The sequence below is a fragment of the Deinococcus sp. YIM 134068 genome, assembly GCF_036543075.1.
Classification (GTDB): Bacteria; Deinococcota; Deinococci; order Deinococcales; family Deinococcaceae; genus Deinococcus; species Deinococcus lichenicola.
On sequence record NZ_JAZHPF010000016.1, the window covers coordinates 33,128 to 55,576 of the forward strand.

At 68.6% G+C, this 22,449-nt stretch carries 24 protein-coding genes and 1 pseudogene; 9 read left to right on the forward strand and 16 right to left on the reverse strand.

Annotated features, from left to right (window positions below; genetic code table 11):
• Positions 1-119: 119 nt before the first annotated feature.
• From V3W47_RS14395 to V3W47_RS14415, 5 genes are read left to right on the forward strand one after another with little or no spacing between them, the layout of a single operon-like run.
• On the forward strand, positions 120-1,007 hold the full coding sequence (locus tag V3W47_RS14395) for a branched-chain amino acid ABC transporter permease (protein ID WP_331825916.1): 888 nt from the start codon (positions 120-122) through the stop codon (positions 1,005-1,007).
• A complete protein-coding gene (locus V3W47_RS14400) occupies positions 1,004-2,011 on the forward strand; it encodes a branched-chain amino acid ABC transporter permease (RefSeq protein WP_331825917.1) in 1,008 nt (335 codons plus the stop codon). Before V3W47_RS14395 ends, V3W47_RS14400 begins: the two co-directional genes overlap by 4 nt.
• The gene (locus tag V3W47_RS14405) at positions 2,008-2,790 is read left to right on the forward strand and encodes an ABC transporter ATP-binding protein (RefSeq protein ID WP_331825918.1); all 783 of its coding nucleotides are present in this window, start codon (positions 2,008-2,010) and stop codon (positions 2,788-2,790) included. The genes V3W47_RS14400 and V3W47_RS14405 overlap by 4 nt, the downstream gene beginning before the upstream one ends.
• Entirely contained in the window at positions 2,783-3,535 is a 753-nt protein-coding gene (locus V3W47_RS14410) for an ABC transporter ATP-binding protein (protein WP_331825919.1), read from the forward strand. The genes V3W47_RS14405 and V3W47_RS14410 overlap by 8 nt, the downstream gene beginning before the upstream one ends.
• Positions 3,536-3,584: 49 nt before the next feature.
• The gene (locus V3W47_RS14415) at positions 3,585-4,820 is read left to right on the forward strand and encodes a S1C family serine protease (protein ID WP_331825920.1); all 1,236 of its coding nucleotides are present in this window, start codon (positions 3,585-3,587) and stop codon (positions 4,818-4,820) included.
• Positions 4,821-4,914: 94 nt separating this feature from the next.
• Here the strand turns inward: V3W47_RS14415 and V3W47_RS14420 are convergent, their stop codons facing one another.
• The 10 genes from V3W47_RS14420 to V3W47_RS14465 form a co-directional block, all read right to left on the reverse strand.
• Positions 4,915-5,805 (reverse strand): carbohydrate ABC transporter permease, encoded by an 891-nt coding sequence (locus V3W47_RS14420; RefSeq protein WP_331825921.1) that lies wholly within the window; start codon positions 5,803-5,805, stop codon positions 4,915-4,917.
• A 1-nt stretch (position 5,806) separates the two neighbouring features.
• Entirely contained in the window at positions 5,807-6,766 is a 960-nt protein-coding gene (locus V3W47_RS14425) for a carbohydrate ABC transporter permease (protein WP_331825922.1), read from the reverse strand.
• Positions 6,767-7,043: 277 nt separating this feature from the next.
• The gene (locus V3W47_RS14430) at positions 7,044-8,276 is read right to left on the reverse strand and encodes an ABC transporter substrate-binding protein (protein ID WP_331825923.1); all 1,233 of its coding nucleotides are present in this window, start codon (positions 8,274-8,276) and stop codon (positions 7,044-7,046) included.
• A gap of 158 nt (positions 8,277-8,434) precedes the next feature.
• Entirely contained in the window at positions 8,435-9,088 is a 654-nt protein-coding gene (locus V3W47_RS14435) for a hypothetical protein (protein WP_331825924.1), read from the reverse strand.
• 46 nt (positions 9,089-9,134) lie between these two features.
• The gene (locus V3W47_RS14440) at positions 9,135-9,488 is read right to left on the reverse strand and encodes a hypothetical protein (protein ID WP_331825925.1); all 354 of its coding nucleotides are present in this window, start codon (positions 9,486-9,488) and stop codon (positions 9,135-9,137) included.
• 36 nt (positions 9,489-9,524) lie between these two features.
• Positions 9,525-10,328, reverse strand: coding sequence for a [LysW]-aminoadipate kinase (locus V3W47_RS14445; RefSeq protein WP_331825926.1), 804 nt, complete (start codon positions 10,326-10,328; stop codon positions 9,525-9,527).
• Between the two features lie 16 nt (positions 10,329-10,344).
• On the reverse strand, positions 10,345-11,535 hold the full coding sequence (locus V3W47_RS14450; protein WP_331825927.1) for an MFS transporter: 1,191 nt from the start codon (positions 11,533-11,535) through the stop codon (positions 10,345-10,347).
• Positions 11,536-11,662: 127 nt separating this feature from the next.
• A complete protein-coding gene (locus V3W47_RS14455) occupies positions 11,663-11,974 on the reverse strand; it encodes a GNAT family N-acetyltransferase (protein ID WP_331825928.1) in 312 nt (103 codons plus the stop codon).
• On the reverse strand, positions 11,971-12,489 hold the full coding sequence (gene yjjX / locus V3W47_RS14460; protein WP_331825929.1) for an inosine/xanthosine triphosphatase: 519 nt from the start codon (positions 12,487-12,489) through the stop codon (positions 11,971-11,973). Before yjjX ends, V3W47_RS14455 begins: the two co-directional genes overlap by 4 nt.
• Positions 12,486-12,911, reverse strand: coding sequence for a DinB family protein (locus V3W47_RS14465; protein ID WP_331825930.1), 426 nt, complete (start codon positions 12,909-12,911; stop codon positions 12,486-12,488). The genes yjjX and V3W47_RS14465 overlap by 4 nt, the downstream gene beginning before the upstream one ends.
• A 400-nt stretch (positions 12,912-13,311) precedes the next feature.
• Here V3W47_RS14465 and V3W47_RS14470 point away from each other — a divergent pair, with 400 nt between their 5' ends.
• Positions 13,312-13,755: a response regulator gene (locus tag V3W47_RS14470; protein ID WP_331825931.1), complete on the forward strand. Its 444-nt coding sequence runs from the start codon at positions 13,312-13,314 to the stop codon at positions 13,753-13,755.
• A 175-nt stretch (positions 13,756-13,930) separates the two neighbouring features.
• Here V3W47_RS14470 and argC read toward each other — a convergent pair whose 3' ends face one another.
• The 3 genes from argC to V3W47_RS19755 all read right to left on the reverse strand — a co-directional run bounded on the left by argC (position 13,931) and on the right by V3W47_RS19755 (position 15,873).
• A complete protein-coding gene (gene argC, locus V3W47_RS14475) occupies positions 13,931-14,980 on the reverse strand; it encodes an N-acetyl-gamma-glutamyl-phosphate reductase (protein ID WP_331825932.1) in 1,050 nt (349 codons plus the stop codon).
• 69 nt (positions 14,981-15,049) lie between these two features.
• Entirely contained in the window at positions 15,050-15,628 is a 579-nt protein-coding gene (locus V3W47_RS14480; protein WP_331825933.1) for an NUDIX hydrolase, read from the reverse strand.
• Positions 15,589-15,873 (reverse strand): immunity protein CdiI family protein, encoded by a 285-nt coding sequence (locus V3W47_RS19755; RefSeq protein ID WP_503623869.1) that lies wholly within the window; start codon positions 15,871-15,873, stop codon positions 15,589-15,591. The genes V3W47_RS14480 and V3W47_RS19755 overlap by 40 nt, the downstream gene beginning before the upstream one ends.
• 95 nt (positions 15,874-15,968) lie before the next feature.
• On the opposite strand from V3W47_RS19755, the pseudogene V3W47_RS14485 reads away from it, so the two are divergent.
• Positions 15,969-16,598, forward strand: a pseudogene (locus V3W47_RS14485) (LysE family translocator).
• A gap of 3 nt (positions 16,599-16,601) precedes the next feature.
• On the opposite strand, the gene V3W47_RS14490 reads toward V3W47_RS14485, so the two are convergent.
• On the reverse strand, positions 16,602-18,593 hold the full coding sequence (locus V3W47_RS14490; protein WP_331825934.1) for a beta-N-acetylhexosaminidase: 1,992 nt from the start codon (positions 18,591-18,593) through the stop codon (positions 16,602-16,604).
• A 310-nt stretch (positions 18,594-18,903) separates the two neighbouring features.
• Entirely contained in the window at positions 18,904-20,133 is a 1,230-nt protein-coding gene (locus V3W47_RS14495; RefSeq protein ID WP_331825935.1) for an ABC transporter substrate-binding protein, read from the reverse strand.
• Positions 20,134-20,372: 239 nt separating this feature from the next.
• Here V3W47_RS14495 and V3W47_RS14500 point away from each other — a divergent pair, with 239 nt between their 5' ends.
• On the forward strand, positions 20,373-20,564 hold the full coding sequence (locus tag V3W47_RS14500; RefSeq protein ID WP_331825936.1) for a hypothetical protein: 192 nt from the start codon (positions 20,373-20,375) through the stop codon (positions 20,562-20,564).
• A 113-nt stretch (positions 20,565-20,677) separates the two neighbouring features.
• Here the strand turns inward: V3W47_RS14500 and V3W47_RS14505 are convergent, their stop codons facing one another.
• Positions 20,678-21,301, reverse strand: a complete 624-nt coding sequence (locus V3W47_RS14505) for a TetR/AcrR family transcriptional regulator (RefSeq protein WP_331825938.1) — start codon at positions 21,299-21,301, stop codon at positions 20,678-20,680.
• Between the two features lie 97 nt (positions 21,302-21,398).
• Between V3W47_RS14505 and V3W47_RS14510 the strand changes: the two genes are divergently transcribed.
• On the forward strand, positions 21,399-22,376 hold the full coding sequence (locus tag V3W47_RS14510) for a TspO-related membrane protein (RefSeq protein ID WP_331825939.1): 978 nt from the start codon (positions 21,399-21,401) through the stop codon (positions 22,374-22,376).
• Positions 22,377-22,449 lie beyond the last annotated feature (73 nt).

Here is a 22,449-nt window from a genome sequence, read left to right on the forward strand (position 1 = left end):
AACGCCCTCACTGCCCAATCCGTACTTCACATCAGGCGTTCAGGGGGAGGAGTAAACCGCCCACACGCTCACCGCTTTTGCCACTCCCCACTGACCACTCCCCATCTCCCGGAGTTCCAATGGACCAGGCCTCCCTCACCGCCCTCCTTCAGACGCTCGCGCAGGGTCTCCTCACCGGGGGCCTGTATGCCTTGATCGGCACCGGCCTCAGCCTGATCTTCGGCGTGATGCGGGTCATCAACTTCGCGCACGGCGACTTTCTCGCCATCGGCATGTTCATCACGCTGGCCCTGTTCCGCTCCTTCAACCTCGACCCCTACCTCAGCCTGCTCGTGGCGGCCCCGGCGGGCTTCGCGCTCGGCTTCGTCATCCAACGCTTCGTCCTCGCGCGCCTCGGGGACCGATTGGGCGAGGGAAGCATGCTCGCCACGCTCGGCATCGGATTGATCGTGAGCAACACGCTGCTGCTGACCTTCGGGGCACAGCCGCAGAACATCAACGTGCCCTACGCGACGAACACCTTTCAACTCGGCGGCGTGCAGATCAGCATTCCGCTCCTGATCGCTGGGCTGGGGACGGTGACGGCCATCGTGGGCCTGAACCTGCTGCTCTACCGCACCGAACTGGGCCGCGCCATCCGCGCCACCGCGCAAAATCCGCTCGGGGCCGAGTTGCAGGGCGTGAAGACGACCCAGATTCAGGCCATCGTCTTCGGCCTCGGGGTGGCCTTCGCCGCCATCGCGGGCGTGCTGCTGATGCCGCTGCTGTACGCCTTCCCCACGGTGGGCGAGAATTACACGACGAAGGCGTTCATCGTGACCGTGCTGGGCGGGCTGGGCAATCTGCCGGGGGCCGTCGTGGGCGGGCTGGTCCTCGGCGTCATCGAGTCGCTGGGGGCGTTCTACGTCTCCAACAACTACCGCGACGCCTACGGGCTGGTCGCCTTCCTCCTCGTGCTGCTGCTGCGCCCGGAGGGCCTGTTCGGGCGGACGGTGAAACGGGTATGACGACCGCCGCCCCCCTCCCCGCCGCCCGCCCCCGCGCGCTGACCTTCGGCAACGTGTGGCTGAGCCTGGCGCTCCTCGCGGTGATGCTCGCTTACCCCTTCGTGTTCGGCAAGGCGCTGAACTTCGGCGTGTCCACCCTGATCTTCGCGGGGCTGGCGATGAGTTGGAACATCCTCGGCGGCTGGGCCGGGCAGACCAGCCTGGGCCATGCGGCGCTCCTCGGCGTCGGCGCGTACACCATGACGCTGCTCGCCACGCCGGAGCGCGTCCCGGCCTTCCTCGGCGGTCCACTCGCGCCGTGGTGGGGCACCCTGATCGGCATGGTCCTCGCCGTGCTGCTGGCCGCCGTGTGGGGCGGGCTGACCTTCCGGCTGCGGGGAAGTTACTTCACCCTGTCCACCATCGCCGTCGCGCTCGTGATCCGGCTCGTCGCCATCAACTCCGAGTGGACGGGCGGCGCGGAGGGCCTGTTCATGCCTGAGCTGCCCACCCTCTTCGGCCTTGACCTCTTCGACCGCAAGGTGGAGTACGGCCTCGCGTTCGCGTTCGTGACGCTGACGCTGCTCGTCACGCACCTCATCCGCCGCTCGCGCCTCGGGTACGCCCTCCAGGCCGTGCGCGAGGACGAGGACGGTGCGCGGGCGCTCGGCATCGACCCGGCGCGGATGAAGCTCGTCGCCTTCATGCTCAGCGCGGCGCTGACCGCCCTGGGGGGAAGCCTCTATGCCATCTACCTGCAAGCCTTCGAGCCGCACACCCTGCTCGAACTGCCCATCTCCGTGCAGATTGCGCTCATGGCGGTCATCGGCGGGCGGACGAGCATTCAGGGGCCGATGATCGGCGCGATCCTGCTCGCCACCTTCGGCGAGGTGTTCCGCACGGTGTTCTCCAGCGCGAACCTGCTGATCTACGGCGTCCTGATCCTCGTCGTCACCCTGTTCGCCCCGAACGGCATCATGGGCCTGTTCACGCGCGGCGGGCGCAGGCTGGGGACGGCGCGATGACCCAGCCACCCCTTCCCGAACTCACCACGTTTCCGGGCCAGCCCGTCCACACCCCGAAAGGGCCTCCCCTCCTCACCGCCGAGGGCATCACCGTGCGCTTCGGGGGCGTCACCGCCGTGAAGGACATCAGCCTCGCCGTGCGGCCCGGCGAAATCCTCGGGCTGATCGGGCCGAACGGGGCGGGGAAGACCACGCTCTTCAACGCGCTGACCGGCTTCGTGCGCCCCAGCGCCGGGCGTGTCACCTTCGACGGGCGCGACGTGACCCACATCCAGCCGCAGGCCCGCGCCCGCCTCGGCATGGCCCGCACCTTTCAGGTCGAGCGGCCCTTCGAGGACCTGAGCGTGCTCGAAAACGTCCTCGTGGCCGCCTTCCTGCGCCACCGGGGCCGGGAGGCCGAGGACCGCGCCTACGCCGTGCTGGAGCGGGTGGGTCTTGCCGACCGGGCCGTGCAGCCCGCCGCCGAACTCAACCTCGCCCGACGACGCCGCCTCGAAATCGCCAAAGCCCTCGCCCTCGAACCCCGGATGCTCTTCCTCGACGAGAGCATCGCCGGCCTCAACCCGCCCGCCCAGCAGGAGATGGTGGCCCTCGTCCGCACGCTGGCGCAGAGCGGCCTCGGCATCGTGATGGTCGAACACATCATGCACGTCATCATGTCGCTGTCCGACCACGTGATCTGCATGGCCTTCGGGGAACTCCTCGCCGAGGGGCACCCGCAGGCCGTCGCCAGTCACCCGGACGTGATCCGCGCCTACCTGGGGGATGACCATGACTAGCCCGCTGCTGGAAAAAACGTCTCCTCCAACCCGCGACCGGGTGCTCAACGCCGACGGGCTGGAGGTCGCCTACGGTGAGGTGCAGGTCGTCTTCGGGGTCGGCCTGCACGTGGACAAGGGCGAACTCGTCGGGCTGGTGGGTGGCAACGGCAGCGGCAAGAGCACCATCCTGCGCGTGCTGTCGGGAATGCTGAAGGCCCGCGCGGGCACGGCGACCTACCGGGGCCACACCCTCAACGGCGTGCCACCCCACAAGATTACCGACCTCGGCGTGGCGCACGTGCCGATGGGCCGTCAGCTCTTCGGGCAGATGACGGTGGAGGAGAACCTGCTGATGGGCGCTTACCTCTCCCGCACGCGGGCGAACCGGGCGGCCAACCTCCAGAAGGTGTACGACTTCTTCCCGCGCCTGACGGAGAAGCGCACGACACCCGCCGCCGCCCTCTCCGGCGGGGAGCAGCAGATGGTCGCCATCGGTCGCGCCCTGATGAGCGAGCCGGAAGTGTTGCTGATGGACGAACCCTCCCTCGGCCTCGCGCCCCTCGTCGTGGCGGAGGTCATGCGGGTGATCGGCTCGTTGCGCGAACTTGGCCTGACCGTCCTCCTCGTGGAGCAGAACGTGCGGCAGGTGCTCAAGGTGACGGACCGCACCTACGTGCTGGAACTCGGGCGGCTGGTGAAGGAGGGGCCGAGCCGCGAGCTGATGGGCGACCCCGAGATCGTCCGGGCATATCTGGGAGTGTGAGGGGCGCTCCTTTAACCGCCGCGTAACCGACCTGCGGCACACTGCATACGTGAAGAAGAACCTCTCCCTGCTCGCCCTCACCGGCACCCTCGCGCTCGGGACGTTCGTGGGCTTCGAACTCTCGGAGCGGACGAGCGCCCAGACCACGGGCACACCCGCCGCCATTCAAGCCGTGCAGACTTCGGCTTCCCCCTCCCCCTCCTCCGAGACGGCGGCCCGCACCCAGTCGGAGACGAACACCGTGCAGGTCGTCAAGGCGCGGCAGGATGGCCTCGTCTACATCGGCGTGAGCGAGGGTACGGCGAGTGGACCGCAGGCCGAGTTGCGTCAGCGCCTTCAGGACCAGTTCGGCTTCCCCGTCCCCGACGGCGGCGCACGCACGGGCACGGGCAGCGGCTTTTTCGTGAACGCGGGGGGCGACATCCTCACCAACAACCACGTCGTCGAGGGCGCGAGCGAGATCACCATCCGCCTCCACGGCAGCAAGCAGACGTACAGGGCGCGCGTGATTGGCCGCGCCCCCGACTTCGACCTCGCCCTCATCCGTGCCGAGGGGCTGCCGCAGGGTGCCGTGAAGCCTCTCCCCCTCGGGGACTCCTCGGCGCTCGACGTGGGCCTCAAGGCCATCGCCATGGGTGCCCCCTTCGGGCTGGACTTCAGCGTGTCCGAGGGCATCATCTCCAGCCTGGAGCGCACCGTCCCCGTCGGCACGAAGGGCGTCAGCCAGGGCGTCATCCAGACGGACGCGGCGATCAACCCCGGCAATTCGGGCGGGCCGCTCCTGAACAGCGCCGGGCAGGTCATCGGCGTGAACACCCAGATTCTCACGGGCGGCATCGGCCAGAGCGCGGGCGTGGGCTTCGCCATTCCCGTGAACACCGTCAAGAGGTTGCTGCCCCAGCTTCAGGCGGGCGGCGAGCTGCGGACGCCCACCCTCGGCATCCAGTTCACCGACCTGACCGCCCTGCCCGACGCCGAGCGCGAGCGCCTGGGGCTGCCGGAGTCCGGCGTCCTCGTGGGGCAGGTCTACCCCGGCAGCCCGGCCCAGAAGGCAGGTCTACGTGGCAGCACCGGGTCCACGGACGGTCAGGGTGAAATCGCCACGGGCGGCGACATCATCACCGCCGTGGACGGCCAGCCTCTCACCGAGGGCGACGACCTGCGCCGCGCCGTCATCGCCAAGCGCCTCGGCGACTCCGTGCGCCTCACGGTCCGCCGCGACGGGCAGACCCGCGAGGTGACGGTCAACCTCCAGGCCTTCAACATCCCCACGACCCAGCAGTAAGCCAAAGGGAATCGGCCCCGAGGGTGGCGAATGTGCCATCCGGGGCCGATCTTCTCTTTCTGCTGGCGGCTGGAAGCTGGAAGCTGGCCGCCCCCTACCCCTTCACACTCCCCGTCAACGACGCCCCCTCGATAAAATACTTCTGGAACACGAAGAAGATCAGCACGACGGGCAGCAGCACGAGGACCGACGCGGCCATCAGCAGTTGCCACTGCGTGTCGTTCGCCGAGCGGAAGGTCGCCAGGCCCACCTGCAACGTGTACAGCCGCTCGTCGTTGAGGTACAGCAGCGGGTTGACGTAATCGTTCCACGTGCCGTCGAAGGTGAAGATGGCGACCGTGGCGAGGGCGGGCGTGGCGAGCGGCAACACGACCCGCGCCCAAATCCACAGCTCGTTCGCGCCGTCCACCCGCGCGGCCTCCAGCAGCTCGTTCGGGATGCCCAGGAAGTATTGCCGCAGCAGGAAGGTGAAGAACGCCCCCGCGAAGAAGCTCGGCACGACGAGCGGCAGGTACGTGTTGATCCACCCCAGCTTGCTGAACAGCACGTACTGCGGCACCAGCGTCACGAGGCCCGGAATCATCATCGTGGAGAGCAGCACCAGGAAGAGGAAGTCGCGTCCCGGAAACCGCAGCTTGGCGAACCCGTAGGCCGCCAGCGAACACGAGAGCACCGTCCCGAAGGTCACGCTCAGCGCGTAGAGCAGCGTGTTCACGGCGTAGCGGGTGAAGGGCGCGCTCGCCCACGCCTCGGCGTAGTTGCCCCACACGACGGGGCTGGGAATCCAGCGCGGCGGGTACGCGAACACGTCCGCGTCGGCCTTCAGCGAGGTCGAGACCATCCACAGCGCCGGGTACAGGATGAGCAGCGACAGCCCCACGAGGGCGGCGAAGGCGAGCGCCCGGCCCAGGAACGCCCCCCCTGCCCTCCGGCCCGGTCCCGTGGGCAGCGGACGCACCCGCACCTGCGGACGGGTCAGGGCCATCTCAGCGCACCTCGCCTTCGTAGTGGACCCAGCGTTTGGAGAGCCACAGTTGCACGCCCGTGATCAGGAGCGTGATCAGCAGCAGAATCCACGCCATCGCCGAGGCGTAGCCCATCCGCAGGTCGGTGAAGGCCGTCTGCCAGATGTACAGCCCGTAGAAGAGCGTGCTGTCACTCGGCCCGCCCTTCGTCAGGATCAGCGACTCGGACCAGAACTGCATCGCCCCCGCAATCCCCGTAATGATCTTGAAGAAGATGACGGGCGAGATCAGCGGCACCGTCACCGCCCAGAACTGCCGCACGGGCGAGGCCCCGTCGATCTGCGCCGACTCGTACAGGTCGCGCGGCACGCCCCGCAGCGCCGCCAGATAGAACATGAAACTTCCCGCTGCCGTCCACATGCTCATGATGATGAGGGCGGGCTTGGACCAAGCGGGGTCGCCGAACCACAGCGGCAGGTTGTTCTCGTCCACGCCGAGGCGGTACAGCCCCGTGTTGATCAGCCCCACCTGCGGATTGAACACCCACAGCCACAGCAGCAGCACCGCCACGCCCGTCAGCACTTTGGGCAGGAAGAAGATCGTGCGGAAGAACCGCTGTCCCCGCACCTCCTGATTGAGCAGCACGGCGATCAGCAGCCCGGTGGCGATGCCCAGCGGCACCGCGAACGCCGCGTAGTAGGCGGTGTTCCCCAGCGCCCGCCAGAAGCGCGTGTCCTCGGTGAGCAGGCGCACGTAGTTCTGCACGCCCACCCAGTCGAAGCGCGAGGTGATGTCGTAGTTCGTGAAGCTCGCGTACAGCGAGAACAGCATCGGCCCCAGCACAAAGCAGAGGAAGCCGAGCAGCCACGGCGCGATGAACAGGTAGCCCCACAGCGCCTCCCGCTGGCGGCCATTCAGCCCACGGCGGCGCGGCAGGGCCGGGCGGGACAGGGGAGGGGAAGAGGTGGCCGTGCCCCTCACGGCTGGGAGTTCCCGGTGGGAGCGGAAAACATAGGGGTTTCCTCCTGGGTTGGGGTCGGTGGAAGAGGGGGAGTTGGGAGGTTCTTTGATAAGGATGCCCTGCCCGTTCACCCCCTCCCGGCCTCCCTCCTCAAGGGGGAGGAGAAAAAAGCAAAAGCTCTTGCTCTTTTTGCTCCCTCTCCCCTTGTGGGTGACTCGGAGAGCTGCGAAGCAGAGGGCCGGGGAGAGGGGTGGCAAGCACAGCTTGCCCTAAGAACCCCTGCCCAGCCCTCCTGCCTCACTTGTTGCTGTCAATCACCCGCTGTACCTGCGTCTGCGCCTCTTCCAGCGCCTGCCGCGCGTCCTGCCCACGGTACACGGCGTCCTCCACGCTCTTTTCGAGCAGGCTGGCGTAACCGGGCGCGAGGGGCGGGGCCGAGGAGACGAGCGTGTATTTCATGTTGGCCGACATCAGGCGGAAGGCGGGCGTCGTCACGCTGAGAGAGGCGTTCTTGGCACCGGGGAAGTCGTTCTGCTCCACCGCCCAGATGCGCGCGCCCTCGGTCGCCATCCAGCGGGCGAAGGCGTAGGCCTCCTTCGGGTGCTTGGAGCCGACGGGAACTTCCAGATTGAAGCCGCCGCCCGAGGACGTGCCCGGCCCCGGCTGGCCCGTGGGGGTGGGCATCCGCACCATGCCGTAGTTCAGGTTCGGCGCGTACCGCTTCAGGGTGGCCGCGTACCCGCCGATGTCGGCGATCATGCCCAGCTTGCCCGTGATGAAGGGGTCCTGCGCCCCGCTGCCGAAGCTGCTCCTGAACGCCTGCACGTTGCGTGCGCCGAGGCGGTCGGTCCAGTCCTTGAGCCAGCCCAGCGTCCGCACGGCGGTCGGGTTGGTGAAGCGCGGGGCCGTCAGGTCCTCGTTCCAGATGCTGCCGCCCGCGTTCGCCACCCAGCTCTCCAGCCCGAAGTTGCCGTACAGCGGGTGGAAGCCGATGCGGCTGTACACCGGCCCGGTCTTCCTGTCGAGCTTCCGCGCGTAGGCGTCCAGCTCCTCCCACGTCTTCGGCGGCTTGTTCGGGTTGAGGCCGACCTCCCGGAAGAGGTCCTTGTTGTAGTACAGGAAGCGCGTGTCCGTCACGAAGGGCAGGCCGTACTGGTCGCCCTTGTAGGTCGCCGTCGCCCACAGGTTCGGGTAGAACTGCGCCCGCAGGCTCTCGGCCCCGAGGCGGCTGAGGTTGCTCGCCTGATTCTTGGCGGCCCGCAGCGGCGTCGTGCGGATATCGATCACCACCACGTCGGGCGGACTTTTCGCGGCGACGGCGGCCAGCGTCTTCGTCGGGAGCTGGTCGAAGGGCACGAAGGTGTACTTGACCTGAATATTCGGGTTTTTCTTGTTCCACGTCTCGATGATGCGGTTGATGGTCGGGCGGCGCTGCTCGGACCCCCAGTGTGCCCACAGGTCCAGCGTCACCGCCTGCGCGCCCGCCTGACCCAACAGGGCCACCGTTAGCAGAAACAACGTCTTTTTCATGTCGAACCTCGTATCGGTCAGCGAGCCGGGGCGCGGAGGGGGACGGTCCCGCCTGTGCTGGCCGGAGTCCTCGGTTATGTTTCGCGCGCCCGTCTGACTCGCCCATCCTACCGGGGGGCGCATTCATCCGCCATGCGCTCATCCTTTACACCTCGGCCTCACAGCACGTCGCGCACGGGTCGGCTGCGGCGCGGCGCGGGGTCCCCGGTCGCCACGCACGCCCAGTACAGCAGCAGCGCCGTCACGCCCACGGTCGCCCACAGGGACGAGAACCACCACGCCAGCCCGGCGAGGAGGAGTGGCGGCAGGGCGCTGAAGTGACTGTAAGCGGGATAGGCGAGTACGATCTGCACCGCTTCTGCCAGAGCACGTGGCAGCGGCATTCCCTCGGCCAGAGCGTCCAGAAAGAACGGTTGCAGCGCCAGCCAGAACCACGCCACATACAGGGCAAGGATTCCCGCCGCCGTGCCCGCCAGCGTCCCCGACCGCGCCGCCCCCAGCGCGAGGCCTCCCAACGGCACGAGCAGCGCCACGTTCAGCCCCGTCCACAGGCTGCCCGGCCACCACAGCCGCCGCAGGAGGGGCAGCAGCGACGAGTACGGTTCCTCGGGAACGGACGCTCCCTCCCGCCGCTCGTCCTCCACCTCCAACACGGCGCGGCGTAGCCAGGCGTAGGCCGTCAGCGTCGCCGCCCCCAGCGTGAGCAGCGGCCACGACGCCACCAGCCACAGCACATTCACCACGATCAGGCGCGGGAGGTGATGCCACAGGCGGGGGGCTGCCGCCCGCCACACAAGAACCGCTCCCCGCATGGGGGTGAGGATAACGCCGTGCGAAGAGGTGAGGCCCCTACAGCCGTCAGTATAGAAAGAGGACGAAGAGGACCGCCAGCACGACCCCCACGACGAGGCCAAGTAGAAGTTCCGTGTCAAAACGTCGGAGAAGACGATTGGTAGGGGGTAAGAGCCGAAGGAAGAGTGGGAGGCTGGCAATGAGCGCGGGTGAGAGAAGTTTTTGCCATACAACGCCCTCTCGTAGTAAGAAGACCGCCAGGGTAAGCGCATAGCCCAACCCTGCGGTGCAAACAAGGACCGCAACCCGCCACCACCACTGTGGCCCCCGCTCCTCCCACTTCTCCATATGGGCAGCTAGAACTTTCCTCTGCGCCTCTCGCACCTCTTCCTCGGCGGCGCGTAACTCCGGGTCTTTCATCTCCCCGACCGTGGCGCACGCCGCCTTACTGACGGCTTAACTCACCACCGTTCCCACTCCCCCCAGCGCCGCGCTCACCGGCTCGCCCGCCCGCGCATCCCCGAAGATCACGCGCCGCACACCGCCCTGCACCGCCTCGGCAGCCCCAAGAACCTTTTTCTTCATGCGGTCCTGCGCGAACTCCAGATAGCTCTCCACGTCGTTCGCGGGAATCTCCCGAATCAGGCTCGCCTCGTCCGGGTAATCGCGCAGCAGGCCGGGCACGTTGGAGAGGAGCAGCAGGGCGTCGGCCTTCAGTGCAACCGCTAATGCGGCGGCGGCCCGGTCGCCGTCCACGTTGATCGCCACGCCCTCGTAGCTCGCGGCGGGGGGCGTCAGGACGGGCAGGTAGCCCGCGCCGAGGAGCAGGTTCACGAGGTCCACGTTCACCCGCTCGACCGTGCCCGTGTGGTCGCCGCGCAGGACCTTGACCTTGCCGTTCTCGACCGCCCGCACGGAGTCCTTGTGGCGGCCCTCGAAGATGCGCCCGTCCAGCCCGGAGAGGCCCACCGCGTTCACGCCGAGGCGTTGCAGCCGCTCGACGATGCCCTTGTTCATCTTGCCGCAGTACACCATCTCGAAGATTTCCAGCGTCTCGCGGTCCGTGAAGCGCGACGTGTAGCCGCTCGGGCTGGTGACGAAACGCGGCGGGTGCCCCAGCGCCTCGGCGATGCGGTTCGTCTCCCCGCTGCCCCCGTGGACGAGGACGAAGCGTTCCCCCGTCTTCCACCGCGCGGCGAGGTCGGCGCACACGGCGTCATAGTCGATTCCGGCGCTTCCGCCCACCTTGACGACGATCATGGGCGTCAGGATAGCGTCACCCCGCCAGCGCCCGGCGCGCGGCCAATCTCCAGCTCACGGCGAGGAGGACCGCGCCGAGCAGCACCGCCCCGCCCGCCCCCGCCGCGAAGGTGGGGGCCACGTCCCCCCCGCGCACGAAGGGCTGCGCGAGCAGCGGCGAGAGGAACTGCCCCAGGAAGACGCTCGCCGACAGCCCGCTCATCACCCGCCCGCGTGCGTGCGCCGGGGCGAGGTCCGCGAGGAAGGTGGTCAGGTTCGGTGTCACCAGCCCCGCCCCCGCCCCACCGACGATCAGGCCGGGGACGACCCAGAGGGCGGAGGGCGCGAGGCTCACCATCGCCCATCCCACCGCCAGCGCGAGCAGGCTCAGCCCCGCCGTGCGGGTCGGCGTGCGCGTGCCACCGCGCCGCGCGAACCACAGGGCCGCGACCCCGCCCGACAAGGTGCTGATGCCCATCACGAAGCCCGTCCACGCCGGGGGAACGCCCAGCCCGCCCAGCCTGTAGGGAAGCTGGGTCGGCATCAGGTAGAAGACGACCATGTACGCCAGCGCAACCGCGTAGGCCGGGAGGACCGTGCGCCACGGCACCCGCTCGCTCGCCGCCTCCGCCGTGGCCGGACCCGCCGCCTCCCCGCGCGGCAGCCGCAGCGCCAGCGGCACGATGAGCAGGGCCGCGAGGTACACCGCGAAGGGGGCACGCCACCCCACCTCCGCCAGCAGCCCACCCAGCGGCAGGAAGATCACCCCGCCGAGGCTGGTGAAGGCACTCTGCACCCCCAGGAACCGTGCCCGCTCCGTTCCCGCGAACAGGTCCGCCACGAGCGCCGCCCCCGCCGTCATCGTCGCCCCCACCGCGAGGCCGAGCAGCACCCGCCCCAGCATCAGCGTCGTGAGGTCGGGCGCGTACAGCCCACTCGACCCCGCCAGCGCGTAGAGCAGCATCGCCCCGACCAGCACAGGCCGCCGCCCCACCCGGTCGGTGAGATATCCGCTCAGCGGCGCACTCACCGCGATGGCGAGACCCACCACCGTCACCGTCAGCCGCACGAGGACATCGGCGTTCGGCAACCCCGCGAAATGCTCCTGCATTGCGGGCAGCGAGGGCGCGATGGTCGCCCCGCTCATGATCGTCAGCGCGGCGGTGAGCAGCAGCGTCAACCGCGTGAGCCACGGCACGCCGGGGGAGGAGGTGGGGGAGACCGTCATACTCCCGACTCTGCGCCTTCAGTCGCAGGTCAACCGTGCGTTCCCACGGCGGGGACAACTCACACAGGAGGAGAGCACAAGCCCGTCTGCCCTGCTGGCGGCTGGAAGCTGGCCGCTGGCGGCTTCCTCACAACCCGAACACCCCCCGCTGCCCCGGCTGCACGAGGTCCACATACTCCCGGTGCTCGCGGATGTAATTTGCCACGAAGGGGCACATGGGCACGACCTGCCGCCCCTGGGTGCGGGCGTCGTCCAGCGCGGCGCGGACGAGGGTGCTTCCCAGACCCTGCCCCTCGTGGCCCTCCTCGATCTCGGTGTGGGTGAACATCACCGCGCTTCCGGCGGGGCGGTACTCGGCGAAGCCCACCACCCGCCCGTCCTGCGTGATCTCGTAGCGGCGGGCGGCCTCGTTGTTCGTCACCTGCGCGTCTGGGGTCATGGCTCAGCGTACAACCCGGCCTCCAGGAAGGGGACCGTAGCGAACGCGACCGCCTGCCGCCACACGTCCGCCCGCGTCACAAAGCCCCGGCTGAGCGCCCCGAAACTCCCCACGCCGCGATTCACGTCCACCGTGCCCAGCAACTCGTCCATCACCCGGCCCAGTTCCTCGCCCGCCCGGACGCGCGCCACGACGACGGGCGGCAGCCGCACCTCCGCCGACCGTGCCACCTCCACCCGTCCCCCGCGCGCCACGGCCACGAACCCGAAGAGCCGTCCCTCCTCCCCCTCGAAGGTGACGCCGCCCTCCAGCCCCACGCCCCAGTCCGCGCCCACGAGGGCCGCCCGCGCCCGGTTCACCGCCCCCTCGCGTGTCTGCGCCTCCCCGACGGGCTGCCCCGGCACGCCGCTCGGCACGTCCACCCCCTCCACCTCGGCGTCCGGCCACCATGCCCCGAACACGTCCCGCACGGGCCGCACCTTCGCCGGGTTCCGGCTCCCCACATGGACCCTCACGCTTCGTCCCCCTCCGGCCAGTCGCCGAGCAGACGCCGCAGCAACGCCACCTGCCCCCAGTGGTAGGCGTTGTGCGCCGCGAGGTCGGTCAGCACGTCGCGCGCCCGGCTGGACGGGTCGCCCGCGAGAACCTGCGCCTCCGCCAGTCCCAGGGTGAGGTCGTCCACGAGTCGCCGGAAGCCCTCCTCGGTCGTGGGCGGATCAGGCCAAACGTCCAATCCCTCCGGCCACGTCTGCCGCCCCCCCGACGCGAGGTCGAGGCTCGCCCGGCCCGTCACGGCGAGGTGGGTCAGCACGTCCGCGAGCGTGTACGGCACGCCCGGCACGGCCCGCGAGGCGACTGCGAGAGTCAGCCCGTCCAGCAACTGCGACGGCTCACGAAAGGCGGACCCGCCTGCGAGGGAGGCTTGGAGGAGGTTCATGCGCTCAGGCTAGGGCATACGGAGTCGCCAGCATCCAGTCGCCAGAAAAACCGGGGTCGGGTCCGGTCCGTGCTGAGGAGGGTGTCCGCAGAAGACGCAGAAGGCAGAAGGCAGAAGGCTGATGACAAGGCCTTCGCCTTTGCACAGCTCTAAAGCAGTGGCGAGAAGGGTCATGCTGAGCGTCAGCGAAGCATCTAGAAACGGGAGAAATGAGGCCCTTCGGTGCGCTCAGGGTCACAAGAGTTCTTCTGCCCATTGCTCTTGACAACTGGTTCCTGGCGACTCCCCCGTCCCACCTCAAGAGTTCGCCAAGACCGCGTGTCGGGAACGTGAAGTGCTTCCGGGGGCTGCAAACACGACCGTAGAGGACACTACGGGGCGAAGGACGGGAGACCCACCGATGCTCAGCTCCGAGACCACCCCCATCGAGATTCTGCTCGTCGAGGACACCGAGGCGGACATCCTGCTCACGGAGGAAGCCTTCGCCGCCGCCGGCATCGCCAACCGGCTGCACATCGCCCGCGACGGCGTGGAGGCGCTCGCCTTTCTGCGCCACGAGGGCAAGGACGAGGAGGCCCCGCGCCCCGACGTGATCCTGCTCGACATCAACATGCCGCGCATGAACGGCCTCGAACTCCTCGCCCTGCTCAAGCGCGACCCCGACCTGATGACCATCCCCGTCATCATGCTGACCACCAGCCAGGCCGAGGAGGACATCCTGCGCTCCTACCAGGCCCACGCCGCGAGCTACGTCGTCAAGCCCATCGAGTTTGGCCGCTTCTATCAGGCGATCCAGGCCCTCGGGCGCTACATGCTGAGCATCGTACGGGTGCCGCCGGGGTAGAGGGGTCGCCCGTCGCCAGAAGCAGTTGACGAAGGAAGAATTGTCACCCTGAGCGCAGCGAAGGGCCTCCTGTCATGAGGTGAGATGCTTGGGGGCGCTCAGCATGACCCTGTTCTTCTCTCGAACGTTTTGGAAGAACAGGTTGAGGGGGAGAAGCCGGGTCGGGTCAACCTTCTCAGGCCGGATGCAGCCCCGCGAACTCCAGCCCCGTCGGCTCCTCCCAGCCGTGCGCGACGTTGAGGCTCTGGATGGCGTGCCCCGCCGTGCCTTTCACGAGATTGTCGATGGCGCTCATCAGGACCACGCGGCCCGACTCGGTGTCCATCTCGAAGCCCAGGTCGCAGTAGTTCGTGCCGTCGAGGAGCATGGGGTCGGGGTAGCGGTGAATCCCCTTCGCCACCTTCACGATGCGGATGAACGGCTCGGCCCCGTACACCTCGCGGTAGGCGCTCCACACGTCCCGGTCCGAGTAGCCGTCGGGAATCCACGCCTGAACCGTGGTGAGGATGCCCCGCACGCGCGGCGTGCTGATCGCCGTGAGGTGGAGGGGGAAGTTGCCCGGCAACTCCTGCTGAACCTCGGCGGTGTGGCGGTGCCCGACGGGCTTGTACACGCGCAGGCTCCCCGCCCGCTCCGGGTGGTGGCTCGCCTCCGTCGCGCTCGACCCCGCCGCGCTCGACCCGACGAGGCCCGTGGCGATGATGTCCTTCGGCAGCAGCACACCCAGCTTGAGCAGGGGATACAGCGCCAGAATCACCCCCGTGGCGAAGCACCCCGCGCAGGCGATGCGGGTCGCGCCGCGCAACTCCCCCCGGTGCAGCTCCGGGTTGCCGTACACCCACTCGCCCAACCTCTCCGGCGTCGGGTGGTCCTCCCCGTAGGTCGCCCGGTACACCTCCGGGTCCTTCAGCCGGAAGTCGGCGGAGAGGTCCACGATCACGCGCCCCTTGCCCTCGAACTCGGCGAGACGCTTTGCCGCGCTCCCGTGCGGCAGGGCGAGGACCACGATCTCCGCCTCCTCCAGCTCGGCGGCCCTGCGGAACTTGAGGTTCGTGCGGCCCCGCAGATTCGGGTGGACGAGGGCCACGGGCTGCCCCGCGCTGCGCTCGCTCGTCACCTGCGTCACGTGGAGGTGGGGGTGCCCCAGCGCCAGCCGCAGGAACTCCCCGCCCGCGTACCCCGAGCCGCCCACAATCGCCACCGACAGACGTTCTTGACCAGTCATCGGGGACAGTTCAACACAAGTCCCCGGAGTTGTCGCCCTTCTGCCATACGAATGCAAGAGAAGGCGGCGTCACTGCTTGCCGAACATTAAGTTCACAATTTCCAGTAGGTCTCCATTCACCGCCTCTCCCCCTGCTGCCCGCCTCCTGATCTCGTTCGGCGTCAGCCACTCGCCGCCGCTGAAGTCGTCCGGGTTGAGGTTAGGCGTGGTCTCGGTGGGCACCTCGTAGACGTGAGTGAAGCAGCGCAGGGTCGTGTCGAGAGGGCTAAACGTTCCGACCCGCCGCCAGGAAGACGCCTCCACGTCGAGATTCAGTTCCTCCCGTGTCTCGCGGAGGAAGGCGTCGTCGCAGGACTCACCCGCCAGCACCAGCCCGCCCACGCTGAAGTCGAGTGCGCCCGGCCAACGGGTCTTGTGGCTCGCCCGACGTGGGATGAAGACTTCCCCGGCCCGGTTCCGCAGAAAGCCCACCACGCTCCTCTTGTGCCGCACGCCCTCGGACGCCGAGCGCCACAGCACGCCCACCACCTCTCCGATGTCGTTCAAGAGGTCGAGTAGTTCATCCGTCTCCGGCTCTACGGAACGGCCCAGCAGGACGCTGTAGTACGTCATCCGCAGGTCGGGCCGAGCTTCCCGCAGTTCCCGCAAGAGGTGTGCTCCTCACGCTCGAAGGCGTGCCACTCGTCCTCTCCAGCCCGCAAGAAGGCCGCGCGCATCGGCAGAGAAGCAGGCGCGTCACTCAGGTCGAGCGTAGAGTCGTAAGCCTCTGCCCAATTGAGGAGGCGCGCTGTCAGCCCCGGCGAAAGGCACAGCGTCGGCGGGTCCGCGTTCCCGGCCTCCGACCACAGGGGAAAGCATTCATAGTCTGCCATCAGCCGCAACGCCTCGCTCATCGGCCTGATCGTCGCATGGGAATGGTGCTCTTGCCGCCGCGAACTTGACACGCCCTCCTCAGGCTGACTAACTGGACCCAGACCGGAGGTCCCCCATGCCCGACCCGTCCACCCTCGCCCTCTTCGTCGTCGCCGCGCTCGCCCTACTCGTCGTGCCCGGCCCTTCGGTGCTCTATATCGTCGCGCGGAGTCTGCACCAGGGAAGGCGGGCGGGGCTGGTCTCCGCGCTGGGGGTGCAGGTGGGCGGGCTGCTCCACGTCCTCGCGGCGGCGGTCGGCCTCTCGGCGCTCGTGCTGTCGTCCGCGCTGCTGTTCACTGCCGTGAAGTACCTCGGCGCGGCGTACCTCGTCTACCTCGGCGTCAGGACTTTGTTCTCCCAGGAGGAAGTTCACACGCCCGACCTCCCGGCTCCGAAGAGGCTGAGTTAGGTGTTCTGGCAGGGTGCCCTCGTCAACGCGCTCAACCCCAAGACGGCGCTGTTCTTCCTCGCCTTCCTGCCGCAGTTCATCCAGCCGGAACGCGGCCCGGTCGCCCTCCAGACCCTGACCCTCGGGGCGCTGTTCCTCGTGCTGGCGACCCTCAGCGACGGGGTGTATGCCCTGCTCGCGGGGGCGGTCGGCAAGCGGCTGCAAGGCAACCGGGTCTTCGCGCGGCGGCAGAGGTACGTGACCGGGGGCGTGTACATCGCGCTCGGCCTCGGCACGGTGGCGGTGCAGCCGGAGTAGGTGTTACCTCCCGCCCCCAATCAGCGTCAGCCCGATCAGGGTCGGATTGGCCCCCTTGCCCTCGCTCACCAGCGTCACGCTCTGAATCGCCACACCCGGCTTGGGGTTCGTCCACTCCAGCACGGGCACGTTGACCTCCAGCCCGTCACGTGTCCTGCCCGCCCAGCCCGGCGCGGCGACGAGGCTAGTGGGCACGGTGTCCGTCCACGCGCGGAGGTGTCGCCCGTACTCCAGCGGCACGTTCTGCACCGAGCCGTCCGCGTAGCGCACCTCGTAGCGGCCCACGACCTCGCGGTTCGTGGCGGCGGGCCAGCCCGTCGTGTGGAGGAAGGCCAGCGCCTCGGCCTTGCGGCCCAGCTCCACCGTCACCCGCTCCGGCAACTCCCGCGCCGCCGCCCGGTTCCCCCGCAGCATCACGGCCCCGCGCACGTCGAAGCGGTACGCACCCACCCGCACGGTCCCGGTCGGAAGGTTCCGCAGGTCGGTGTCCGGCCCCTTGAGAATCCAGCCCTTCCCGCCCTCGTCGGTGAGCTTGCGGGTCACGAGCGGCGTGAGGTTGACGAGGTGGCCCACCGTATTCCGGTAGGTGCCCGGCGCGTAGAGGTCGCGGAACACGGCCTCTGCGTCCACTGGTTTTCCAGCCGGATTCCAGAAGCTCGCCCCGCCCCGCACGTAGGCCACGCTCTGCTCGGCGGCCCCGTCCCAGAGGCTGCCGTTGCCGAAGTAGCCCGCCCAGCGCGTCTGAATCATGCCGACGGCCCCGGCTCCCGCCGCCGCCCGCGCCTGCCCCTCGGCGTTGCCCGGCTCGTGCCACGACGCGCCCAGCACCGGGAATCCGGCGGCCTTGATACGCGCGAGCATCGGGAAGTCGGCCCCCGGCTCGTAGTTCCAGTAGGCGACCTGAATATCCTTCGGCAACCGCGCCGGGAGGGTATCCACCACGCTGTCCGCGAAGGCCGCGTCGTGCCAGATCATCGTCCCGACGCCCCTGGACTTCAGGAAGCCGTGGAGCTTAAGCATGTCGTCCACGAACAGCTTCTCGAAGCCTACCGCCTTCCCGTTCGCCCGCGCGGGGAAGCGGTCGCGGTTCCTCACCTCGTCGTGACCGATGTGGAGCACCTTCGGTTTGAAGACCTCCACCGCCTCGCGCAGCACGGGCAAGACGACGCGCTCGTAGGTCTGTGGGTTGAGCGTGTCGTAGGCGAAGGGACTTTGCGAGTCCGGGTCCTGCACGAGGTCGAGGTTCCGCCCCCCGTGGAACATCCAGCCGACGTGCCCCAGCGTCTCGATGAGGGGGATGACCTCCATCCCATGCTCCCGCGCCAGCCGCGCCACGCGGGCCGCCTCCGCCTTCGTCGCGCCGCCGGGATGTGCCCAGCCGCCCGCCTTCGCCACATCCCACTGCACATAGTTGGACATGACGAGCACGGCGTTGTACTTGAGCTGCGCGAGCATGGGGATGAGGCGGTCGTTCACGGGCTGGCTGGAGGAGTCCAGATACAGCATCGCCACCCGCTGCCTCAACGCCGGGGCGTCCTGCACCCGCGCGAACCTCAGCCCGCCCGGCGTGAGGAGTTGCCGCAACGTCTGCGCGCCGGAGTACGCCCCCTTCGCATCCGCGCCCACCACGTAGGCCCCCGTCGCGTCCACCCACAGCGCGTACCCCTCCGCCGCCTCGGTGAGGAGGCCCGCCGCCTTCGCCCGCGCCGCCAATCCCGCGTCCGCCCGCGTGCCGATCACGACGCTTCGGCTGCCCCCGTCGGGCAGGCCAGCCCCCAGCCGCGTCTTCCACTCGGTCCGCAGGTCGCGCACCGCCCAGCCCAACTCCGGCGCGTTGCCGACCACCCGCACGCCGAGGCCGGAGAGGGGAAGCGTCCCGGTTGGAAACTCCGCCCTCTTCGGCTGCGGTGTGAGGGTCGCGCCCGGTTGAATGGCCCGAGCGGCGGGAACGGGGGTGACGGGGAGGGGGGCGGCGAGGGCGGGGGAGAGGAGCAACGGAAGGATGAGACTGCCAGTTAAGCGCATGGGTTGACCTCGGAGGGGAAGAAGGGCGAGCGAGGCTCGCCACCCCTCTCCCGCAAGGGGAGAGGGAGAAAGAAGAGCAGGAGCTTGTGCTGTTAGCTCCTCCCCCTTGAGGGGGGAGGCCGGGTGGGGGTGAACGAGCATGGCACTCAAGAGAGCTTGAATCTCAACGCCTCCCGAAGTCGAATAGAGAACAGAGACCAAACGGAGGCGGCACGCGGCCCAGTCTCCCAGGCCCACGCGCCGCCCCTTATCTCTCATTCCTCAGTGCTCATCACTCCGCTTACAGGCTCGCGTTCCACGCCTTCACGATGTCATCGAGGGCCTGCTTGGCACCCTTCTGCCCACTCATGGCGGACTCGATGTTGTCCTTGAAAACCTTGTTCAGGCGGCTGGCGTCCGGGTACACCAGCGTCAGGTCCCGCGCCTTTTTCAGCTCGGTGCTGGCGACGAGCTTGCCCTGATCGACGGCGTTCTGGCCGCCCTGCTTGAAGAACGCGTTGGTGCTGGCCTTCACGGTGCTGGGGAAGGTCGTCTTCGTGACCTTCGAGAAGGCGAGCTGGTTCACGTCGCTCGTGAGGAAGAGGGCGAGCTTCTGCGCCAGCGCCCTGTCACGGGCACCCTTCGGGACGGAAAAGCCCATCAGCGGCGTATGGATGACGTTCCCGGCGAGGTTGATGGGGTACGGGGCCACCCGCGTCACGTCGTACACGGCCTTGTTGTCGTTCTCCACGCGCAGGATGAACTGCGGCCCGGTGATCAGCATCCCCAGCTTGCCGCTGGAGTACAGCTCGGTGGCGGCGGTGAAGCCCCGGCGCATGGTGTCCTCGGGGAAATAGCCCTTCTTGTACAGGTCCATGTACGTCTGGAGGAGCTTGACGTGCTCGGGGCCGTTGAACACCGCCTTGCCGCCGCTCTTGTCGAAGATGGGCAGCCCCGCCTCCTGAAAGAGGACGAGCATGTTCAGGTTGTTGATGTTCGGCATGAAGCCGTAATTTCCCGTCCTGTCCTTGATCTGCCGCGCCGCCGCAATCATCGTCTGGATGGTGCGGGGCGGCTTGGCCGGGTCCAGCCCCGCCTTGCGGAAGATGTCGGTGTTATACGCCACGACCTTCGGTGCCCAGTACCACGGCACGCCCGCCACCTTGCCGTCGAAGGTGAAGGTGCCCAGCGCCGCCGGGAAGTACGTCTTGCGCTGCGCGTCCGTCAACGTCATCGGTTCCAGCGCGCCCTGGTCCATCATCTTCACCACCATGTCCGACGCGAGGTTCACGGCGGCGGGCGGGCGGCCCGAGGCGATGGCGGCCAGCAGCTTCTGCTCGATGGCGGTGGCGGGCACGTCCACCCATTTCAGGTCCACGTTCGGGTTTTCCTTCTCGAACTGGGCCACCAGCCGGTTCATCTCGTCGTTGAACAGGGGCGCGAGGGCAATCGTCCAGAACTCCATCTGCGTCTTCTGGGCGGAGGCCGCTCCGAGGGTCAGCAGGGCGGCGGTCACGAGGAACTTCTTCATGGGCACTCCTTGGGGACGTGGGTGAAGTGGGCTTGAGGCGTGCCTCAGACTCTAGCGTGAGCTTCCTGAACCCGTCTGAGAGGATAGGGGCCGCGTCTCATGTCCGGGCGGGCAGCTACAGTTGGCGAGTGGGAGTGTGCCTTCTGATTCTTGCTGGAAAGGGGATTCAGGTTCGCGGGGTGGAAGAACTGCGCGAGCTTTTAGCACCTCTCCGGGAATGCCGCCCCGCCGAAGTCTGGTTGGAGAATCCGCCGCACGGCAATCTGTGCCTCCTCAGCAACGGGCTGGAGGCGTTCCTGATGCACCTGCCCGACGCGGAGGGCGAGCATCCCGGCTGGACGACGCGGGCGGCTGAGGGTGAGGACCGGAACAAGGCGGTCTCTGGATTCGTTCTGAGTAACGGGCAGGTGGACGAGTTCCCCGCGTCGTGAGTCGTCCCGCTCGAAGAAGGAATTACCGCCTTCCTCCACTTCTCCGCTTCCGGCACGCGCGCCCCGTGGTTGACGTGGCACGACGACTCCCTGCCGTGACGACTTGGGATGACCTATTCCGCCCCGATGCCATTCAACATGAGGCTCACGATCTGCTCGGCGAGGCGGGGGCGTGCGAGGAGGTGTTGCAGCTCGGCGAACTCCGCCAGCAGGCCCAGAAAGGCCCAGGCCACGAACTCCGCGTCGTGGGGAGGTAGCTCACCCTGGGCAACCCCGCCCTCCAGAAGCTCGCGCACCGGCCCGTACATCCGCGTCATGAAGCCCCGCCGCATGTTCTCGGCCTGTTCCGGTGGCAGGAAGCGGCCACTGTCCCGCAGGAGCCGTTCGGGTCCGCCGCTGTTCGTCAGCACCCAGCGGGCCACCGCCTCCAGCCCGGCCCGAGCGTCCCCCGCCGACGAGATGGCCGCCGCCAGCCCCTCCCCGTGACGCCTCAGACTCCGGTCGCCCACCGCCACGATCAGCGCGTCCTTGCCCTCCGGGAAGTGGTGGTAGAGCGTGCCCTTCGTGACGCCCGCCGCACGGGCCACGTCATCCATCGACATCCCCGCGTACCCCCGCCCGGCCAGCAACTCCTCGGCGCGGTCGAGGATGGTCGCCCGCGTGTCGGTGCCACCGTCGCCCGCTGCGGGCCGCCTGGGACGCCCAAGTGGATTTTTGGAACGTGTGCCCGACGCCACAACCTGCCCTCCTCCCAGGAGTGTACTGTAGTTCAATCAATCGAACGGTCGGTTGATTTGTTGGATAGGAAGTCGTATCGCCCCCGAGGAGGACTCTATGACCGGAGTACGTTCTTTGCGCGCCCTCACCCTGCCCCAGGCTCTGCTGGCCGCCGGGCAGGAGGCGGGCCGGGTCCTGCGGCGGGTGGCGACGGCGGCAGTGGACGCTGCCCGCGACCTCGTGCGGCAGGTGACGGGCCGTTTGAGTGGGGCGGCGGTCGGCTCGGCCCCCGCGACTGTGCCCGCCGTGCCCGAAGATCGGCAACCTGGCGGTGCGTTGCGCCTCGCCGCCCTCGTCGTGCCCTTTCTCAGCGTGGGCCTGGGCGTCCTCAGCGGGACGCGGGGCTGGTTCGGGCCGACCATCGAACAGCTTTCCGACCGGCAGAACACGGGCATTCTGATTCAGCCCACCAACGGCGCGTTCGGCATCTGGAGCGCGATCTATCCGGGCCTGCTCGGACTGGCCGCCGCGCAGGCGTTCGGGGCGGGCCGGGACAATCCGCGCTACGCCCGCGCCCGGCTGCCCCTGATCGTCAACATGGGCTTCAACTTCGTATGGTTCGTTGCCACCCAGCGGGAGTGGCGTCTCGCGTCCACCGCCGTGCTGATCGGACAATTCCTGACGGCGCTGTGGCTGTACCACGCGCTGGAGATTCCGCGAGTCCGGGTGCATGGCCTCGAACGCGTCCTGCGCGTCTCCGCCAGCCTGTATGCCGGGTGGCTCACCGTGGCGACCGTCCTCACCGTGGCCTCGGCGCTGGAGGTGCTGGGCTTCACGGGCCTGGGCCTGAGTGCCCCGGCGTGGGCGCTGATCATGCTGCCCGTCTGCGCGGCCATCGGCCTGCTCGGGCGCTTCGCGTGGCGGGACCCCGTGTACGGGGCGGTCTTCGTGTGGGCCTTCTCCGGGGTGGCGATCAAGGCGGGACAGCCGCAGAGCGTCGTCGTGACCGCGCGGCTGCTCGCCGGGGTGATGCTGGTCTCGCTGCTGCCCCCGGTGGCCCGCCGCCTGGCCCCTGGTCCTGACCGCGAGGGGTGACGTGCGGCCCACGCTCAACCCGGTCAACTCGTCCTGACGTTCATCCTGCTCTTCGGCTTCGGCGGCGTGCTCA

Excerpts from the sequence above, each read along its gene's own strand:
- V3W47_RS14510 (WP_331825939.1), top strand. The coding sequence starts at position 21,399 with ATGACCGGAGTACGTTCTTTGCGCGCCCTCACCCTGCCCCAGGCTCTG.
- V3W47_RS19755 (WP_503623869.1), bottom strand. The coding sequence starts at position 15,873 with ATGAGCGAGGCGTTGCGGCTGATGGCAGACTATGAATGCTTTCCCCTG.
- argC (WP_331825932.1), bottom strand. The coding sequence starts at position 14,980 with ATGACTGGTCAAGAACGTCTGTCGGTGGCGATTGTGGGCGGCTCGGGG.
- V3W47_RS14400 (WP_331825917.1), top strand. The coding sequence starts at position 1,004 with ATGACGACCGCCGCCCCCCTCCCCGCCGCCCGCCCCCGCGCGCTGACC.
- V3W47_RS14405 (WP_331825918.1), top strand. The coding sequence starts at position 2,008 with ATGACCCAGCCACCCCTTCCCGAACTCACCACGTTTCCGGGCCAGCCC.
- V3W47_RS14435 (WP_331825924.1), bottom strand. The coding sequence starts at position 9,088 with ATGCGGGGAGCGGTTCTTGTGTGGCGGGCGGCAGCCCCCCGCCTGTGG.
- V3W47_RS14395 (WP_331825916.1), top strand. The coding sequence starts at position 120 with ATGGACCAGGCCTCCCTCACCGCCCTCCTTCAGACGCTCGCGCAGGGT.
- V3W47_RS14470 (WP_331825931.1), top strand. The coding sequence starts at position 13,312 with ATGCTCAGCTCCGAGACCACCCCCATCGAGATTCTGCTCGTCGAGGAC.
- V3W47_RS14445 (WP_331825926.1), bottom strand. The coding sequence starts at position 10,328 with ATGATCGTCGTCAAGGTGGGCGGAAGCGCCGGAATCGACTATGACGCC.
- V3W47_RS14440 (WP_331825925.1), bottom strand. The coding sequence starts at position 9,488 with ATGAAAGACCCGGAGTTACGCGCCGCCGAGGAAGAGGTGCGAGAGGCG.
- V3W47_RS14450 (WP_331825927.1), bottom strand. The coding sequence starts at position 11,535 with ATGACGGTCTCCCCCACCTCCTCCCCCGGCGTGCCGTGGCTCACGCGG.
- V3W47_RS14410 (WP_331825919.1), top strand. The coding sequence starts at position 2,783 with ATGACTAGCCCGCTGCTGGAAAAAACGTCTCCTCCAACCCGCGACCGG.
- V3W47_RS14495 (WP_331825935.1), bottom strand. The coding sequence starts at position 20,133 with ATGAAGAAGTTCCTCGTGACCGCCGCCCTGCTGACCCTCGGAGCGGCC.
- V3W47_RS14455 (WP_331825928.1), bottom strand. The coding sequence starts at position 11,974 with ATGACCCCAGACGCGCAGGTGACGAACAACGAGGCCGCCCGCCGCTAC.
- V3W47_RS14430 (WP_331825923.1), bottom strand. The coding sequence starts at position 8,276 with ATGAAAAAGACGTTGTTTCTGCTAACGGTGGCCCTGTTGGGTCAGGCG.
- V3W47_RS14465 (WP_331825930.1), bottom strand. The coding sequence starts at position 12,911 with ATGAACCTCCTCCAAGCCTCCCTCGCAGGCGGGTCCGCCTTTCGTGAG.
- V3W47_RS14420 (WP_331825921.1), bottom strand. The coding sequence starts at position 5,805 with ATGGCCCTGACCCGTCCGCAGGTGCGGGTGCGTCCGCTGCCCACGGGA.